The organism is Marinicella meishanensis (genome assembly GCF_019931145.1).
In the GTDB taxonomy this organism is placed as follows: domain Bacteria; phylum Pseudomonadota; class Gammaproteobacteria; order Xanthomonadales; family Marinicellaceae; genus Marinicella; species Marinicella meishanensis.
On sequence record NZ_JAIOUV010000002.1, the window covers coordinates 240,217 to 257,869 of the forward strand.

The 17,653-nt window shown below is 52.5% G+C and carries 14 protein-coding genes; 4 read left to right on the forward strand and 10 right to left on the reverse strand.

The features are described from left to right. The first annotated feature begins 51 nt into the window (after nt 1-51). Nucleotides 52-702, forward strand: coding sequence for a tRNA (adenosine(37)-N6)-threonylcarbamoyltransferase complex dimerization subunit type 1 TsaB (tsaB, locus tag K7G70_RS03590; RefSeq protein WP_223787232.1), 651 nt, complete (start codon nt 52-54; stop codon nt 700-702). 17 nt (nt 703-719) lie between these two features. On the opposite strand, the gene mgtE is transcribed toward tsaB, so the two are convergent. Next, nucleotides 720-2,081, reverse strand: coding sequence for a magnesium transporter (mgtE, locus tag K7G70_RS03595; protein WP_223787233.1), 1,362 nt, complete (start codon nt 2,079-2,081; stop codon nt 720-722). Between the two features lie 125 nt (nt 2,082-2,206). Here mgtE and rimI point away from each other — a divergent pair, with 125 nt between their 5' ends. Then, nucleotides 2,207-2,716 carry a ribosomal protein S18-alanine N-acetyltransferase gene (rimI, locus tag K7G70_RS03600; RefSeq protein WP_223787234.1) on the forward strand — a complete coding sequence of 170 codons (510 nt, stop codon included), beginning with the start codon at nt 2,207-2,209 and terminating at the stop codon, nt 2,714-2,716. 67 nt (nt 2,717-2,783) lie between these two features. Here rimI and K7G70_RS03605 read toward each other — a convergent pair whose 3' ends face one another. The 5 genes from K7G70_RS03605 to rsmG all read right to left on the reverse strand — a co-directional run bounded on the left by K7G70_RS03605 (nt 2,784) and on the right by rsmG (nt 10,277). Further along, complete coding sequence (locus K7G70_RS03605; RefSeq protein ID WP_223787473.1) at nt 2,784-5,852, reverse strand: Ig-like domain-containing protein; 3,069 nt, start codon at nt 5,850-5,852, stop codon at nt 2,784-2,786. A 295-nt stretch (nt 5,853-6,147) separates the two neighbouring features. Then, entirely contained in the window at nt 6,148-7,896 is a 1,749-nt protein-coding gene (locus K7G70_RS03610; RefSeq protein ID WP_223787235.1) for a phosphoenolpyruvate carboxykinase (GTP), read from the reverse strand. Nucleotides 7,897-8,005: 109 nt separating this feature from the next. Beyond that, the gene (locus tag K7G70_RS03615) at nt 8,006-8,905 is read right to left on the reverse strand and encodes a ParB/RepB/Spo0J family partition protein (RefSeq protein WP_223787236.1); all 900 of its coding nucleotides are present in this window, start codon (nt 8,903-8,905) and stop codon (nt 8,006-8,008) included. Next, nucleotides 8,898-9,671: a ParA family protein gene (locus K7G70_RS03620; protein WP_223787237.1), complete on the reverse strand. Its 774-nt coding sequence runs from the start codon at nt 9,669-9,671 to the stop codon at nt 8,898-8,900. Before K7G70_RS03620 ends, K7G70_RS03615 begins: the two co-directional genes overlap by 8 nt. Nucleotides 9,672-9,695: 24 nt before the next feature. Beyond that, complete coding sequence (rsmG, locus tag K7G70_RS03625; protein ID WP_223787238.1) at nt 9,696-10,277, reverse strand: 16S rRNA (guanine(527)-N(7))-methyltransferase RsmG; 582 nt, start codon at nt 10,275-10,277, stop codon at nt 9,696-9,698. Between the two features lie 187 nt (nt 10,278-10,464). On the opposite strand from rsmG, the gene K7G70_RS03630 reads away from it, so the two are divergent. Continuing rightward, nucleotides 10,465-11,103, forward strand: a complete 639-nt coding sequence (locus tag K7G70_RS03630; RefSeq protein ID WP_223787239.1) for a protein-L-isoaspartate O-methyltransferase family protein — start codon at nt 10,465-10,467, stop codon at nt 11,101-11,103. A gap of 7 nt (nt 11,104-11,110) precedes the next feature. Further along, nucleotides 11,111-12,463 carry a TolC family outer membrane protein gene (locus tag K7G70_RS03635; RefSeq protein WP_223787240.1) on the forward strand — a complete coding sequence of 451 codons (1,353 nt, stop codon included), beginning with the start codon at nt 11,111-11,113 and terminating at the stop codon, nt 12,461-12,463. Here the strand turns inward: K7G70_RS03635 and K7G70_RS03640 are convergent. From K7G70_RS03640 to K7G70_RS03655, 4 genes are all read right to left on the reverse strand, one after another. Further along, nucleotides 12,438-12,770, reverse strand: coding sequence for a PilZ domain-containing protein (locus K7G70_RS03640; protein ID WP_223787241.1), 333 nt, complete (start codon nt 12,768-12,770; stop codon nt 12,438-12,440). The two genes, K7G70_RS03635 and K7G70_RS03640, sit on opposite strands and share 26 nt — an antisense overlap. A gap of 17 nt (nt 12,771-12,787) precedes the next feature. After that, complete coding sequence (locus K7G70_RS03645; protein WP_223787242.1) at nt 12,788-15,064, reverse strand: DUF1631 family protein; 2,277 nt, start codon at nt 15,062-15,064, stop codon at nt 12,788-12,790. A 197-nt stretch (nt 15,065-15,261) separates the two neighbouring features. Beyond that, entirely contained in the window at nt 15,262-15,861 is a 600-nt protein-coding gene (locus K7G70_RS03650; RefSeq protein WP_223787243.1) for a DUF937 domain-containing protein, read from the reverse strand. Nucleotides 15,862-16,091: 230 nt separating this feature from the next. Further along, complete coding sequence (locus K7G70_RS03655; protein WP_223787244.1) at nt 16,092-17,564, reverse strand: glyceraldehyde-3-phosphate dehydrogenase; 1,473 nt, start codon at nt 17,562-17,564, stop codon at nt 16,092-16,094. Nucleotides 17,565-17,653: the final 89 nt, after the last annotated feature.

A 17,653-nucleotide genomic window follows, 5' to 3' on the forward strand; every position in this document is an offset into this window, starting at 1 on the left:
TCAATTATAATAAAACGATCATTCTAACACCGTTAAACCGGCACACAAGCCATGAACCTGATTGCCATCGAAACCGCCACCGAAAATTGTTCCGTGGCCCTGCTCCACCAGCAACAAATCACCCACCGCACCCAAGTGGCGCCCCAACAACATGCCGAATTGGTGTTGGGACACCTGGATGAGTTGTTGGCAGATGCGGCACTGTGCAAAAGCCAGATTGATGGCATCGTGTTTGGCCAAGGCCCAGGCGCTTTCACCGGCGTGCGCATCGCCATGTCCATCGTGCAAGGTCTGGCACTGGCGCTGGAGGTACCGGTGTTGCCCATTTCCACCCTGGCCAACATGGCCCACCTGGTGGTGCATGAACAAGCACTGGATGGCGGCCGCCTGTTGATCGCCAATGACGCGCGCATGGGTGAGATTTATTGGGCCAGTTTTGTGCTTGAGGGGGATCGCTTAAAACGCCTCAGCGAGGATGCCTTGTCGGCACCCGAAGCGGTCATCACCGCCGGTCATGAGGTCTGTGCCGGCAGTGCTTTCAAAAGCATGCTGTCCCGACCCAACCAAGCGCTGGTGTTGCCTGAGGCCTTGCCGGATGCCAGCACTTTGTTGCGCATGGCCCAAGACTCCTTCCAAGAGCAGGCCACCCACATCAACCAAGTCAGTCCCAGTTACGTGCGCGAAAAAGTGGTGTTCAGCTGATTCGACGGTGGCTTGTTTCAGGACAACAACAGCCAGGTACCGAAAGCCAGGAATGACACGTAACCCACCAAATCAGTGACCGTGGTCAGCACCACCCCACCGGCAATCGCCGGATCGATGCTCATGCGCCGCAAGATCACGGGAATCACCACCCCTGCCAAGGCCCCGGCAACCAGGTTGACGCCCAAAGCCATGGCCATGACCAAACTCAAATCCCAATTCTTGAACCACAAGGCGGTCAAGCCGGCCAAGACCATGGCCCAAACCAAACTGTTGATCACCCCAATCATGAATTCGCGGGACAGCAAGTCCCTGATGTTGCCACTGCCCACCTGACCGGTGGCCATACCACGGATCATCAGGGTCAAGGTCTGCGAGCCGGCAATGCCGCCCATGGAGGCCACCACCGGCATCAAAATCGCCAAGGCCGTGACTTGTTGTAAGGTGGCTTCAAAAAAACCGATGGCATAGGCCGCCAACAGCACCGTCAGTAAGTTGATTCCCAACCAAATGGCCCGCCGTTTGGAGGACACCATGATGGGGGCGAACATGTCACTTTCCTCGTTCAAACCCGCCATGCGCATCACCGAACGTTCGGCTTCTTCGCGCATCACGTCAACCACGTCATCAATGGTGATGCGGCCAATCAGGATGTTCTTTTCATCCACCACCGGCGCTGAAATCCAATCATTGTGCTCGAAATCTTGGGCCACTTCACTGGCCGGGGTTTTGTCTAAAATGGCCGGCGCGTCTTCATCAATGATGTCTTTGATTGGGGTTTTGGGGTCACAGGTCAACAAGGCAGCCAACGGCACGCGGCCTTTATAATGACCTTTGCGGCCAACCGCGAACAGGTCGCCCACCGGGGTGGGTAAATCACCGCGAAACTGAAAATACCGTTTGACCACCTCCACTGTGACATCGGTGCGCACCGTCACCACATCCGGGTTCATCAAACCACCGGCCGAATCCTCGTCATACGACAGCACCCGGTTCAGCAGCTCCCGCGATGACTTGTCCATCGACAAGATCAACTGGTTGGACACCTCTTCAGGCAGGTCGACGATGATGTCGGCCATGTCATCCAGATCCAGATCCCGGGTCGCCTCCACCAGACGCTCGGTGTCCATGCTTTCAATCAGGTTGTCCCTGACCTCATCATGCAGCGACACCAACACCTCGCCTTGGGCATTGTCTTCCACCAGCTCCCACACGGCTTGCCTTTTTTCCACCGGCAAGGATTCCAAAAACAAGGCCACTTCGGCCCCTGGTATGCCGTTGATGATCCGCGAAACCGCCTGCATGCGCTCATCATTCAAGGCATCATTCAGCGCGGAGATGTCTTTTTCGGTGGCTTCATTGGGTACGGATTCAACCATGGGGCGTCCTGTTTGATTGGGAATTGATCGTCTTGGGGTGCATTGTCTGCCACCCAGGTTTCAATGGTATGATAAACCATGCTCTTAACAATGTACAATGCAGCGAATTGACGGCCGCCTGCAACATGACCTTGAAACAAACCTTGAAAACACCATCAGACACCACCCTGACATTCAGCCGCATCGAAACCACCGATTTGGATGCAGTCATGGCCATTGAACAACGCATCTACCCCAATCCCTGGACGCAGAAACTGATGGCCGATTGCCTGGCAGCAGGCTACCAATGTCACAAAGGGGTGTTGGCCTGTGCCCCTGAGCAAGTGGCCTGTTATGCCTTCATGATGATGGGTTATGAAGAATCCAACTTACTCAACCTCGGGGTCAACCCCGCATTTCAGCGGCAATCCTTGGCCTCACAAATGCTGACACACCTGTTGTTGATCAGCCGCATCAACCACGCCAAGCAGATGTGGCTGGAGGTGCGTGAAAGCAATCAGGCCGCGATCAAGTTGTATGAGAAATTTGCTTTCAAAAACATCGGCCAACGCAAGAATTACTACCGTTACACCACCGCCGATGGCGTCAAAGTCAAAGAACATGCCTGGCTGATGAGCCGACCAGTGGTGTTGTGAAATATACTCCTCAAAAAAAACAGCCCACAAAAGTGGGCTGTTGTCGTTTCGATGGGCGCTTATGCGGTCATTCGAAGCTGTTTTTGAATATCAGATCAGTATCAAAGTACACAAACAACACAAAACCGTCGTGGTCGGTTGAACGCAACGAGGTGCTGTCGTCGTCTTCGTTGTTGAGGTTGGCGTCAGCCTGTCCACGCACGTATTGCATTTCAACCAAATTCATCAAGCCCACGTCATTCATGATCGCGTTGTCCAACACCTGCGCCGAACCGCGGAACACAAAGGAATATTGCTGATCAGCAGTCAGGGTTTGCACCGCTTGGGTCAGTGGATCGGCGGCAAACAACGGCGCTTCCCACACCAGGTTGTCGTCTTCGACCGCTTCACCGGTGATTTGACCCACCACATCCACATAGCCGTCGGTGAATTCAAAGGCATTGAAATCACCAATCACATACAAGGATTTGTCGGGGTCTTCGGTGATGATGTCATTGATCATGACAGCCACCGAATTGGCTTGCTGCAAGCGCTTGCTGCGCACCCGCTCACCATCGGTTGGATCATCGATGCCGCCGCGTGAGCGCAGGTGTACCACCAACACATTCAAGGACAACGAATCCTGACTCAAGGCCACATCGCCCTCCAAACGCAAGGGCGGTCGGTCATGCAACAAGGAACCATCAAAGCTGTTGATTTCAGCCGCACCCAACTGGGTGATGGTGACGTTGCTCAACAAAGCGGTTTGATACAGGTAGGCCACATCAATGCCGCCTTGGTCATTGCCTTCCACCAGGGCCGCGGTGTAAGCGGGCCCGCCGGCGGTGGTGATGGCGGTGATCAAATCATTCAGCACATCGGTGTTTTCAATTTCTTGCAAACCGATGATCACAGGCGACTTCATGTCATTGACAAAATAGTTACCCAATTTTTGCAAGCGGGCGGCATAGACGGCCGGGTCTTCGACTTGGCCATCGTCCTCTGGACCCGGGTCATCGACGTCGTTGAACAAGCGGAACAAATTGGCCGAAGCAATGGTCACTTCATCGGTCACCGCATCACGCACCGCTGCCGGGATCACGTTTTCGGTCAACACCGTGACGCTGGAGGGCCAAATCTCATATTCGCCAAAGTCAAAACCAAAAACTCCAGTCACAGCAATTTCAGAACCCGCAGGGTAGCTGTTGGCGGCCAAATCCAAGCCCAAGGCATCCACGTCCATTTCCAGCAACTCGGGGTTGCCATCAAACACCGGCAAACCGGGTAAGCCAGGGAATTCAATGCCAGGCTCACGGAAGGCGCGGGCGCTGCCGGCACGCACCCATTGGTCATCGCGGTTGGCGCCAAAGAAAGCCACCGAGGCGGCACTGACATAGCCTTGGGGCATGTCAAAATGCATGCCTTCAAAACACTCATAGGCCAAGGCTTCAGCCACACACGGGAACACCGTGGGATCACCTGAAGGGAAACTGTCATCCAACACAATGGCAGTTGGCAATGGGTTGCCTGAACTGTCGATGTTCAGCACATAGGTGCCTGGGTTGGTGAATTCAGTAAGTTCAAAAAATTCAATGACATCACCAGTCAGGTCCACCTGATCACCCACCAACACCGGAACCGGAGAACCGGTGAAGACAAAGATGCCATTGGAAGTCTGCGCATCGGCATCGTCGCGGTTGTCCGGGGTTTGCATGTAAAATCCGTTGGTGTCCACCGCAGTGACGATGTTGTCCAAGGTGGTCACCCGCTGACCATCAAAAGGAGAAACCAAACCAGCCCCTTGAATCTCATAAATTTCCACTACCGGGAAACCCACGGTGAAAGACACGTTGACGTTGGCCGCCATGTTATCTGGCGTGCCGTCGTTGTCGGTGACTTCAGCTGCCACCACGGTCAAATCACAAGTTTCACTGTCCACCAAATCGCTGTCTGGGTTGATCGTCACCACCGTTTGGTCGTTGACCGGCAGTCCGGTGAACGTGACCGCACCTGAGTCAGAACACAGCAAGGTAATGGCACTGGCTGTGGCATCGATTGCTTCGGAAAAATTGATCACCAAGTCATTTGAATTGACAAAACCGACCGAACCATCGGCCGGATCGGTCGAAGTCACCGTGGGTGCCAGATCATCAATCACCGTGAAACTGAACACGTAGTCAGCCGCCATCGGATCGATGGTGCCGTCCAAGTCGGTGACACTGGCATCATCCACCGTCACCGTACAGGTTTCGGCGTTGTCAAAATCGGCCGCATCGATGTCCAGGTTGGTGACGTTGCTGGTTAAAGATGCCGGGAAGTTTTGCATGCCACTGCTGGTGCAATCGATGTTGACCGCATTGGCAGCGATGTCGACAGCCTCACTGAAGTTGATCAACACATTGCTGGTGCGTGCCACATCCACCGCCGCATCGACAGGGGTGGTTGAGGTCACTTCCGGGGCGTTGTCCACGCCGGTGAGGTCACCGGTAAGAGTCAGATCATCAAAGGCGAATTCCTCGCTGCCAGCATCTACACTGACCGAGATCAATAAATCCAAAGTGCTGCCGGTTCCGGGAATACTGAACCCATAGGAAGCCATGGCAGGCACCACTTGGGTCAAGGGAACATCGGCTTCACCGTCGCAGTCGGCGTCCAAGCCAAATGGCTCGTTAAAATCATCGTTGTTGGCATTGAAATACCCAAAACAAACACCTGTAGTGTAAGGATCGGCGCCTGCTCCGTCGATGCGGTATTCCACCCGCACAAAGTCAGCAGCATCATAGTTGCTGGCTCCAGGACCCAATGCATTTCCAGCACCGAACAACCCAGTGAAGGCCAAGTTCTCATAACCACTGATGTCGATGTCAATGAATTCCAAGGTTTGGGGAGTCAAACCATTGCCGCCATTGTCGTTGACATCTTCAGCCGCCCAAAAGAAGCTGCCATCAAAGCCACTGTAAGCAGCCGTCACATTGGATATGTCAGAACCATCGGTGCGGTTCCAGTGGTCACTGGTGCCGTCGTTAAAAGGCTGTGATGCGGTGTAGCGCCCATCTCCAGTACCGACATTACCATCGGTTTCAAAACTTTCCACCAGGATATCAACCGCTTGTGCCGATCCTGCCATGCCCGTTGCCATCAACGCAGCACTAATCATTGTCTTCAATTTCATATGCTTTTTGTCTATACCTCAATTTTAATTCGTGCAGACGCCCAGTCACGCATCAAACAACCTAGACCAAGAGCGGTCATGGCAGCTGTAGAAGGGGTTGGGGTCTGTGGTCGCAACGCTTTGCGATGCATCATTCTAGCACCCGAATGTGACAGAATGGTTGAATTTGTCACATTTATCAAACGCTTGTTTCAATGCGTTTCGGGCCCCATTTTGCGGTCAAAAAAAAGGCCTTGAACAATCAAGGCCTTCGGCGGTTTTGCTGATGCTGACTATGAAGTCAAGCCAATTTGGCTTGCAGGGTCTGCAGCTGGTCATACAGGGCTTGCGGCACCCGATCTCCGAATTCGGCGAGGAATTCTGTCACCGATTCAGCTTCTTTTTGCCAACCGGCGGCATCCACCGTCAGCAGTTGGTCCAGCACACCCAAGTCCATGTCCAGGTCATCGGTGTTCAGGTCAGCCACTTGCGGCAAATGACCAATGGCCGTCTCTTGCGCACCCACTTGGTCTTGGCAGCGGGCAATGATCCACTCCAACACCCGCATGTTCTCACCAAAGCCTGGCCACATGAAGCGACCATCGGCGTCTTTGCGGAACCAATTCACGGTGAATACCTTGGGCAAATGATCGGCTTTTTCTTGCATGCCCAACCAGTGACCCCAGTAATCACCAAAGTGATAACCACAGAAGGGTTTCATGGCCATCGGATCTCGGCGCACCACGCCCACAGCCCCGGTGGCTGCAGCGGTGGTTTCAGAAGCCACGGTGGCGCCCATCAACACGCCATGTTCCCAATCGCGGGCTTCGGTCACCAACGGCACCAAGCTGGCCCGTCGACCTCCAAATACGATGGCATCAATCGGCACACCGCTGGCTGATTCAGATTCTGGCGAATAACTGGGACAGCGCTTGGCCGAAACGGTGAAGCGTGAATTGGGGTGCGCCGCCGGGCCATTGGCCGGATCGAATGGGCGACCTTGCCAATCGGTTTTCGGGGTGCGGTCATCCAAGCCTTCCCACCAAGGTTGGCCGTCTTCGGTTTCGGCCACATTGGTGAAAATGGTGTCTTGGTACAGCATTTTCAGGGCATTGGGGTTGGTGTCTTCGGCGGTGCCTGGGGCCACACCAAAGAAACCGGCTTCGGGGTTGATCGCCCACAAGCGACCGTCCTCACCTGGGCGCATCCAACAAATGTCATCACCCACGGTGCTGATTTCCCAGCCATCTTTGACGTAACCTGCCGGTGGGATCAACATCGCCAGATTGGTTTTACCACAAGCCGACGGGAACGCCGCGGCCACATAATGTTGTTTGCCGGCTGGGGTTTTGATGCCCAAAATCAGCATGTGCTCAGCCAACCAGCCTTCGGTTTTGGCTTGGTAGGAAGCAATCCGCAAGGCATGACATTTTTTGCCCAACAAGGCATTGCCACCATAACCCGAGCCATAGCTTTTGATGCTCAACTCTTCGGGGAAATGCATGATGAATCGGCGGTTGGGGTCCAACTCACCGGTTGAATGCAGGCCTTTGACAAAGCCGCCTTCCCGCTCAATGCGGGCCAAGGCCGCTTGACCCATGCGGGTCATCAAACGCATGTTTTGCACCACATAGGCACTGTCGGTGATTTCCACCCCACAACGAGAAATCGGTGAATCGATCGGGCCCATGCAGTAAGGAATCACATACATGGTGCGCCCTTGCATGCAGCCTTGGAACAAATCGTCCATTTTGGCGTGGGCTGTAGCCGGCGCCATCCAGTGGTTGTTGGGGCCGGCATCAATTTCGTTTTCGGTACAAATGAAGGTCAAATGCTCCACCCGGGCCACGTCTTGTGGGTCGGACAGGTGTAAAAAGCAATTGGGGTGGGTTTGTTCGTTGAGTTTTTTGTAGGTGCCGTCGGCCAACAGCATGTCATTGAATTGTTGTTCTTCGGCAGCCGTGCCATCACACCAATGAATGTGGTCGGGTTGAGTCAATTCAGCCACTTGTTTGACCCAATCGGCCAAGGCTTGGTTTGTTGTGGTCATGTCAACTTTATCTTACAGAAAAATTGGTGGCAAACCTTAACCTTTCAAGCCCTGAAAATCAAGCAAAAGCGATCAAGATCCAGTAAAATCAAGGCTTTTTTGGTTGCGTTCACTTGATCCGATTCAAGATGCCGTCCAACTCATCTGAGCCGTGGTAATGAATGACCAATTTGCCGTTGCCTTTGGGGCTGTGATGGATGTCAACTTTGGCACACAGTTGTTCGGACAATTTCTGTTCCAGGTGTTTGATGTCTGCTGACTTTGCGACCGCTTTCGGTGCGGCTTTGACCGCCGGATTTTTCAAAGATTTGACCAAGGCTTCGGCTTGCCTGACCGACATCTTTTTGCTGCTGATTTGCTGTGCTGCCGGCCATTGTTGCGCCTCATCCAAGGCCAACAAACAGCGGGCATGACCCATTTCCAACAGACCATCATTGAGCATGTCTTTGACTTTGGGGGTCAGCTCCAACAACCGCAATAGATTGCTCACCGCCACCCGTGAACGCCCAACCGCTTCCGCCGCTTGGGCATGGGTGATGGTGAATTCCTCGATCAGCCGTTGCAAGGCCAAGGCTTCTTCCAAGGGATTGAGGTCTTCACGCTGGATGTTCTCAATCAAGGCCATGGCGATGGTTTGTTGGTCATCCACTTGTTTGACCAACACCGGCACTTCGGTCAATTGGGCCAGTTGCGCCGCACGCCAGCGCCGTTCACCGGCGATGATTTCATAGCGGTTTCCGGCTATGTGCCTGACCACGATTGGTTGCACGATGCCCTGGGCCTCAATCGAGTCGGCCAATTCTTGCAATTTGCCTTGATCCATGATGCTGCGAGGTTGGTATTGGCCCGGCTGCAGTTGATCGGTTTGTAGGGTTTGCAGCTCACTGGTGGTTTCTGGACTGCTTTTGGCTTCGGTGCGACTGCCCAACAAGGCATCCAAACCCCGTCCCAAGCCGCTTTTGCGGGCCGGTTTTTTGCTCGCTTTCTTCTTGGTCAATTTTTTAGGCATGGTTCCTCCTCAACAGTTCACTGGCCAAGCCCTTGTAGGCCACCGCCCCGCGAGACAAGTGGTCATACTCAATGGCAGATTGCCCATAACTGGGAGCCTCGGCCACTTTCACATTGCGTGGCACCACCGTCATGAACACTTTGGAGCCAAAATGTTCGCTGATTTGGGCGGCCACGTCATTGGCCAGGTTGTTGCGGCCATCAAACATGGTGCGCAACAAGCCTTCAATTTCGAGTTTGGGATTGACACTTTGCCGAACCCGCTCAATGGTGTCCATCAAAGAGGTCAAACCTTCCAAGGCATAGTACTCGCATTGCATCGGGATCAGCACACTGTGGGCGGCTGCCAGGGCATTGACGGTCAAGATACTCAAGGATGGCGGACAATCAATCAACACAAAATCATAATTGGCCACCACCGGCTGTAATTGTTGTTGCAGTATGGTTTGTGGCTCTTCGTATTCCATCAACTGCAGTTCAGCCGCAGTCAAGTCGGTGTTGGCCCCGATCAAATCCAAGGCTGGAAAACTCATGATGGCGTCGGCGGCCTGACATTCATCCATCAACAATTCACAGGCGGATAGATTCAAGGCCCGCGAATCGGCACCACAGGCCATGGTGGCATTGCCTTGTGGGTCCAAATCAATCAATAAGACTTGCTTGCCCAGTTGCGACAGGCCCACCGCCAAGTTAACGGTGGTGGTGGTCTTGCCGACCCCACCCTTTTGGTTGGCCACGGCGATGATTTTGTGTTTGTATTGACTCATGTCACTGCCCATTGCTTGTGTGCTTCATTGTTTGCAGAACTCATACAGTTTGCGTGCTTCAGCCAGAAACGGCACCTGTATGTCCCACACCTGGGTCTGATGGAACCCACCATCGGCTGCCAATGGTTCAGGTTTGGGTCCTTTCATGGCCAAAAACCGGGTCTGGTTGTGGCCCAAATGGGCCGTCATGGCCAAAAATTGATTGGTTGCCGAAAAAGCCCGTGATGTTACCACATCAAATTTTTTATCAGGAAAATAATTTTCCACCCGCTCGTGGACCACCGTGACATTTGACAATCCCAATTCGCGCTTCACTTGGCGCATGAAACGGGCTTTTTTGCCCACCGCATCCAACAACACCAATGCCTTATCGGGGTACATGATGGCCAAAATAAACCCAGGGATGCCGGCTCCGGTGCCCACATCGATGATGCGATCACCCTGATAATGCGGCACCACGGCCAAAGCATCCAAGGCATGGTGGGTGACCATCTGCGCCAAATCGTCAATCGCTGTGAGGTTGTAGGCCTGGTTCCATTTGCGCAACATCAGCAAGTAGTCCATGATCACCGTTGCCTGGTCGGTTGACAAGCCCAACTGCGCCATTCCCTGGACCAGTTGTTTTGTTTGTAACTTTATTAAATTGGCTTCGTTCATTGGTGAAAGTATCATAAAATGTGACTTTTAACCCATGATATGGCACTGATAATCAGTAAAGTAATATGACACAGCACTGCGACCGAGCGCACAGGGATCAGACAGCCACATCATAACAAAAAAGGCGAATCAATACATGAATTTTGACACAGCAAGACAGAACATGGTCACCCAACAGGTCCGCTCTTGGGATGTCATCAACAAAGACATTTTGCACGCCATGTTGCACATCCAAAGGGAAGAATTTGTGCAGGTGCCACAGCGCAAGTTGGCATTTGCTGATCTGGCGTTGCCCATTGGCCACGACCAAAGCATGATGAAGCCAGTGATTGAGGGCCGCATGCTGCAAGCCATCGATTTACAGGCCGACCAGCTGGTGTTGGAAATTGGCACCGGCAGTGCTTATGTCACCGCCCTGATCAGCCAACTGGTCAGCCACGTCCACAGCATCGATGTGCACGAGGACTTCACCACCGCAGCCAAACAAAAACTGAAAGAAAACCACATTGACAACGTCACCTGTGAAACCGAAGACTTTTATACTTTCCAGCCGGTGCAAAAATACGACCGGGTGGTGCTCACCGGTTCGGTCGACGCTTTGCCGCCACAGGTCTTTGACTGGATCAAAAAAGGCGGTCAAATTTTCGTGGTGGTCGGTCAAGACCCCATCATGGAAGCCCGGGTTTACACAGCCCCTGACCAATATTCATCGCATTTTGACACGGTTGTTGCCAAACTGGAACAGCCCAACGAACAACACACATTCAAACTCTGACAATCCTATGAAGAAAATTGTATTAATCGGCGCCTTGATGACGGGTACCGCACAAGCCGAAGATTTGGTTGACATCCTGCAAGTGGCCTTACAAGAGGACCCACAACTCAGTGCCGCTAAATTCAATCAAGAAGCCACCTTGGAAAATAAGAAACAAGCCTGGGCCAATTTCCTGCCGCAGGTGGATGGCTCATGGTCCAAATCCGAATCCAATTCCAGAACTGAGTTCGATGGCGGCCAAGTCAATGACCCACCCAAGTCTGAAAGTGATGGCTGGAACCTCAGCCTCAACCAAAGCATTTACAACCACACCAACGTGATTGGCCTGCAACAAGCCGATCTGGAAATCGCCAAAGGCCATGCCAATTACGATGCCGCGGTGCAGGATTTTCTGGTGCGGGTGTCCGAAAGCTATTTCGACGTGTTGACCAACATCGATGCGGTCAAATTCGCCGAGGCCGAAGAAAAAGCCATCCAACGCCAGCTGGAGCAAGCCGAACAACGCTATGAAGTGGGTTTGGCTGCGATCACCGATGTGCATGAAGCCCGCGCCCAATACGACGGCGCCCGGGCCAGTGTCATCAGCGCCAAAAACCTGTTGGATGACACCAAAGAGGCATTGTATGAAATCACCTTGAACTATTACCCCAGCCTGAACTCTTTGCCCGATGAATTCAACCAACAAACCTTGGCCAACGATGACATCAAATACTGGGAAGATTTGGCACTGAACAACAACCCCGAATTGGTGGTCGCCAAAATCGATGCCGACTTGGCGGAGAAAACCATGCAAGTGCAACAAGCCGGCCATTACCCCACGGTGGGTTTGTCGGCCAGTCGCGGCAAATCAAACGCCGCCGGTAGGTCCTTCCAGGATTTTGACGAGAATGGCAACTTGGTGGATCGGGTCACCCCAGACAGCAGCGCCACTTCTTCATCCATTTCGTTGAATGTGAGCGTGCCCATCTTCTCTGGTGGCCGCACCTCGTCATTGACCCGCCAAGCCAAACTGCGTTACCGCGCGGCGATGGAAAACTACGACCGCACCACCTTCTCCACCGTGCGCAGCACCCGCAATGCTTATCACAACGTGGAAGCCGGCTGGAGTTCGGTCCAAGCCCGACAACTGGCGGTGGTTTCGGCCAAAAGTGCTGAACAAGCCACTGCGGCTGGTTTTGAAGTGGGCACCCGCAACATCGTTGAGGTGCTGAATTCACAACGGACTTTGTATCAAGCCCAACGTGATTACTCGCGAGCCAAACATGATTATTTGTTGAATATTTTGCGCCTGAAACGCGCCGCCGGCATCCTGGAACAGGCCGACATCGAAAGTGTTAATGCACTGCTAACTGTTCAATGAATTCATTCAAGGTGGTTTGATCGGCATCTGAAATATCGATGATTTGAAAACCACCGAATGTCAAACCACTGGTTTGTAAGTCTGACCATATGCATTCCGCGCCGACCTTGATATATACTTCAGGGTCGCCGGTCAGCACCAGCTCCAATTGAAAGATCATCCCCGGGTTCATGCCCACGCGACCGGCCAGCAAAAATCCACTGGCAGAAATGTCAATCAAGCGACCGATGCGGTCTTGACTCAATTGATTGACAGCCAATGATCCCTCAGGGGGATTCACGCGGGTATTCTCTCTTTTCTCAAACATGATCATTTCCTGTGCGGTCAGGCCGCCATTTTCTTCAATCGGTTCATGATTTTATTCAGTGCTTTTCTGAAATAGCCCCCTTCGGGTATGTCCACCTTGATGATGTTTTTGCGCACCATGTCGATGGCCAATCGGGGCAATTTCATTTTGTGTGGATGGCGCCCCACCAAATCCACAAACAGCACCGTTTCACTCATGGTGCTGACCCAGCTGAGCTTGCGCCGCAAGGTTTCTTTTTGTTGGTTGATGATGAAATCAAACAAGGAGCCATATGGCATGTTGATGACCTTCTCCATGATCAGTTTTTCTTCGTCATTCAACTCCCTGATTTCTTCAATTTTCTTGTTGGCCGTTTCCACTTCCTGGCTTTTGACGGCCTCATCAATGGACAACACTTTTTTCAAAGTCGGCGGCTTGGCTTCCTCGGGTGACTCTTTTTCTTTTTCTTGCCAGCCCAGGCAGGTATGGATGTTGTCTTTGGTGGAAATGCGGTCTCGCTTGGAGAATCCCAGTTCATCCATGGTCTGATCCAGGTGATGCATGGCGGCCAATTTATCGGGGCCGCTGAGATTCATGAATTCTTTTTTGTTGCCTATTTGTGAGATGATCTGTGCCGACTGGGTTTTCTTCTGCCACTGTTCTGAATCCTTGCCTTCGCGTAACAGGGTCAGCGTCAACGAGTCTTTCCAGACATGCTGAATGATGTCCCTGATGAACTTCACATCACAGCCGTCCAGAATTTGATCCAAGTGTTTTTCCACCTCGGCTTTGGTGACTTCCATCTTTTCCTTGCCTTGGGCAGCACTGATCCACTTTTGTTCGGCTTTTTGTGCCCGATTCTCAGTGACTTCCAAATACTGTGTCAGGTCTTTAAGGGCGTCGACAAAGGATGCGGTCGAACCATCGAATGATTTGGCCGCTGAATCGCTGTATTGGTGGATCTGCTTGATGACATTGGTGCCGTGCCACTTTTGCGAGGATTCAACCAACAGTTCCATGAATTTTCTGGCTGGGTGAGCGGCATCGGCAAAAAAGTTTTCGTCATTGACTGCCATGCGCAACAAGGGCACATTGATGGCATTGAACGATGAGCGGATGTGCGAATCGATGGTCTCGTCATTCTCGATTTCATCATACACCATGCCCATCAGATCAAGGGTTTTGTGTTGTTTGGGCGACAGCTCAGGGTAGTAATTGCCGGTGTTGTTTTTGACCTGGTCAGCCAACATCTCTTTCAAGTTGTTGATGTTCTTGCTGGTCGCAACTACCCCGGATTCTTGGGCGATCTGGGCCAATGCCTGGTCAAAATCGGTGTCGGCAATGCTCTGGCCACTGCCGTCACTGACAGGTTGCTTGACTGCCGAACCGCGGGCCGGCGACAACAAGTCAAAGATGTTTTCCACCAACTGTTTGGTTTGTGGATCAAACTGCCGGGTCGGGGGTTGGTAATCACCAGCGGCGATGCCCGGTGATCCGGCTTGACCGCCCGGGTGGCTGCCACCGAGATAACCACCACCGGGCTGACCTGAGGCACCCATTGGACCGCCGCCCATGGGCCCACTGCTTGGAGCGCCACCGTGGGCTCCCATGTCTGCGGCAGCGGCTTGCTCAGCAGCGGCTTGTTCAGATTCGGGGTGATCACCAGCTGAGCGCCTCCCAGCGGCACGTTTCGGTTTGGCCACTTCAGGCTGAATGTTGGGTAAGATCCCGGCATCAATGAACACCTGATTGATTTCGTGGTAAGCCTGGTTGATGTTGCTGCTGAATTCTTTGGTGATCAATTCAATGATCATGGTTTTAACCTGCACTGCAAACTCAATGGATTTGAAGGCATGGCTGAACAGCCAAACGATAGATGCGGGTGAAAACGGCATGTTGGTTTTGTCGATCTGTTCATTGCCATAGATCACATTCATGCGCTTTTCCAAGGTGTACAATTCACCGTGACTCACCACTTCCAAGGTGGAGTCCATTTGTGTCAGCGACAAGGAGATGGACAGCTCTTCGTCTTCCACCAGGGACAGGGACATTTTTTTGTCGGATTTGTTGACTTCTGCTGAAATGAATTCAGGCATGGATTTGATTTTGGTGCGCATCAATTGCGAAAATTGTTTGGCCCCAGATTTCAACTGCCGATACTGATTGAACAACTCCTGCTCTGCTTGATTCGAAGTGGCATTCTCGGCCAAGTTGAACAGTTTTTTCAAGGTCAGGCTCATGGCCGCCTTCAGGTTCACCTGTAAGTGCTTATCAAAAATAACAATGCATTCGCTTAATATTTTGTTTTTATTCATGGTCCCAGCTTTTTTTGATGCGGTCTGGCAAACTGATTCAAGCCCGACGGCTTGGAGGCGTGATGCGCAAGTCCAGACCACATACGTACACACAACACATGATAAATAAATTACAAGATAGTACAGATATTTGCAAGAATTATCACAACCCGACAGGACGTCGGGTTGTTAACCTTGGATGAGATGGATTTGTGGATTCAGCGCTTGAAAAATCCGCTGAGTAAGCCCGAACCTTGTTTCAGCACATCGGACAAGTCAACATCACCGTCACCATCACTGTCCAAGGCACGCTCCAAAAACCCCAGGTTGGGCTGGCGTTGTTGCACGGCTTGGCGCTCTTGTCGCAACAGGTCTTGCAAACCAGACACACCCAGGTTGTTTTGTTGTTTGGCTTTGCCCACTGCACCCAAAACCACCGGTGCCAAATTGGCCAAAATTTTCCCCACATCGCCGCCGCTCAAGCCAGTGGCTTTGCCCAGTTGATTGGCCACATTGTTTTGCCGTTGGCCCAATACGTGGCCCAGGATCTTTTCACCCGCAGATTGATGGCTGGACTGGCCCAGCAATGCACCCACATGATCCAAGATGCCGCCCTGGTGGTCACGTTCCAAGGCCCGGGACAAGGACTCGGCACCGGCCTGTGACTGGCTGTTTTTTTGCAACGCCGACAACAGCATGGGGATGGCAGCGGCCACCGCCCGTTGGGTGGCGTCCTGATTACCGCCCACCTGCCGACTGACCTGTTCAATGGCTTGTTGACCCAAGCTGTCTTTGATGAGATCGAAAATTCCTGACATAACGAATTCCTGTATTGTAAAAGAGCATTACAAAATAGACCAAAGCAACCGCAGAAGCAAGCACCCAAGTGTCAACAATCATTAAATCCGCCACCCCAGCACCGACATCTGGCTGGCTGCAACCGATCGCTCAGCCCAGGCCGCATTCGCCCAATTGCCAATTTACGTCACCTCACAACGCAACAAGGCAGCGCGCGGCTGCCTTGTTGAATGAATGCACTGAACGGCGCTTACTGATTGGGGTAAGTCGGCCACTGCACACCGGCCAACTGCTCCAAACACCGCACCACTTGGCAAGAATAACCAAATTCGTTGTCATACCAGCAGTACAACACCACGCTGTTGCCTTCCACGATGGTGGCTTTGGAATCAATCACACAAGCCTGTCTGGAACCCACAAAATCGGTCGACACCGCTTCAGTGGAAATGGTGTAGCCAATTTGTTGTTGCAAGCGTGAATGCAAAGATTTGCGACGCAGGAACTCATTCAACTCATCCAAAGTGGTGCGTTGACCCAGTTGGATGTTCAAAATTGCCATCGACACATTCGGCGTGGGCACGCGTATCGCGTTGCCGGTTAATTTACCGGCCAACTCCGGCAGCACTTTGGCCACGGCTTTGGCGGCACCGGTGGAGGTCAACACCATGTTCAAGGCGGCACTGCGTCCGCGGCGGTCTTTGTTGTGGTAGTTATCAATCAAGTTTTGATCGTTGGTGTAAGCATGCACGGTTTCTATGTGACCATTCTTGACACCGTATTCATCATTCAAACACTTGAGCACCGGCACAATGGCATTGGTGGTACACGATGCAGCACAAATCACGTCTTGGTCCGGGGTGATCAAGTGGTGGTTGATGCCATACACGATGTTGGGGATGTCACCTTTGGCTGGTGCCGTTAACAACACTTTGGCCGCACCTGGACGCAGGTGACCGCGCAGCCCGGCTTCATCTTTCCACACCCCGGTGTTATCTACGATCAAGGCGTTGTTGATGCCGTACTCGGTGTAGTCAATGTCGGCCGGTGAATTGGCGTAAATGATTTGCACTTCATTGCCGTTGATGACCAATTTATTTTGCTCATGCAACACCCGGATGGTGCCGTTGAACTTGCCGTGTACCGAATCCTTACGCAACAGAGCCGCACGCTTCTCCAGGTCATTGTCGGCATTGCTTTTGCGCACCACAATGGCTTTCAATACCAACACGTCGCCACCACCGGTTTTGTCGACCAACAAGCGCGCCACCAAGCGGCCAATGCGACCGAAACCATACAGCACCACGTCTTGTGACTCTTCCAATGGCTTGGCATCCGAATCGATCAAGTGCGCCAATTCCTGTTTCACATAGGCGTCCACATCGGCTTGACCAATGTCTTCATAGCTGTTGGTTTTGAAATAGCGGTAAACCATCTTACCCACGTCGATGTGGGCAGGACCCAAAGGCAATTCAGCGATGGCTTTGATGAAAGGGAACGTTTCGTATTCACTCAACTCACTGGCTTCCACCTGGCGGACAAAGCGGTGGGCCTTCATCAGGTCAGTCACCGATTGGTTGATCATGCGTTTACCATACATATACAAGGACACATTGCGGCGGCGATACAAGCGACCAATCAAAGGGATCATGCCCTCGGCCAGGGCTTCTCGTTCTTTCCAATCGGCAAAAAATTCAGTTGGTAACGGTCTGTTTTCTTCTGTCATCACATCTCCAGCACGAAGCGGTCGGTAGTTCCAAAGTAGTCACCTTGGCCAGCCATGCCTTGTGCCATGACCCAACCAGGCAGATTATG

Excerpts from the sequence above, each read along its gene's own strand:
- K7G70_RS03610 (WP_223787235.1), bottom strand. The coding sequence starts at position 7,896 with ATGACCACAACAAACCAAGCCTTGGCCGATTGGGTCAAACAAGTGGCT.
- mgtE (WP_223787233.1), bottom strand. The coding sequence starts at position 2,081 with ATGGTTGAATCCGTACCCAATGAAGCCACCGAAAAAGACATCTCCGCG.
- K7G70_RS03605 (WP_223787473.1), bottom strand. The coding sequence starts at position 5,852 with ATGATTAGTGCTGCGTTGATGGCAACGGGCATGGCAGGATCGGCACAA.
- K7G70_RS03615 (WP_223787236.1), bottom strand. The coding sequence starts at position 8,905 with ATGCCTAAAAAATTGACCAAGAAGAAAGCGAGCAAAAAACCGGCCCGC.
- K7G70_RS03620 (WP_223787237.1), bottom strand. The coding sequence starts at position 9,671 with ATGAGTCAATACAAACACAAAATCATCGCCGTGGCCAACCAAAAGGGT.
- K7G70_RS03640 (WP_223787241.1), bottom strand. The coding sequence starts at position 12,770 with ATGTTTGAGAAAAGAGAGAATACCCGCGTGAATCCCCCTGAGGGATCA.
- tsaB (WP_223787232.1), top strand. The coding sequence starts at position 52 with ATGAACCTGATTGCCATCGAAACCGCCACCGAAAATTGTTCCGTGGCC.
- K7G70_RS03630 (WP_223787239.1), top strand. The coding sequence starts at position 10,465 with ATGAATTTTGACACAGCAAGACAGAACATGGTCACCCAACAGGTCCGC.
- rimI (WP_223787234.1), top strand. The coding sequence starts at position 2,207 with ATGACCTTGAAACAAACCTTGAAAACACCATCAGACACCACCCTGACA.
- K7G70_RS03635 (WP_223787240.1), top strand. The coding sequence starts at position 11,111 with ATGAAGAAAATTGTATTAATCGGCGCCTTGATGACGGGTACCGCACAA.
- K7G70_RS03645 (WP_223787242.1), bottom strand. The coding sequence starts at position 15,064 with ATGAATAAAAACAAAATATTAAGCGAATGCATTGTTATTTTTGATAAG.
- K7G70_RS03650 (WP_223787243.1), bottom strand. The coding sequence starts at position 15,861 with ATGTCAGGAATTTTCGATCTCATCAAAGACAGCTTGGGTCAACAAGCC.
- rsmG (WP_223787238.1), bottom strand. The coding sequence starts at position 10,277 with ATGGCGCAGTTGGGCTTGTCAACCGACCAGGCAACGGTGATCATGGAC.
- K7G70_RS03655 (WP_223787244.1), bottom strand. The coding sequence starts at position 17,564 with ATGACAGAAGAAAACAGACCGTTACCAACTGAATTTTTTGCCGATTGG.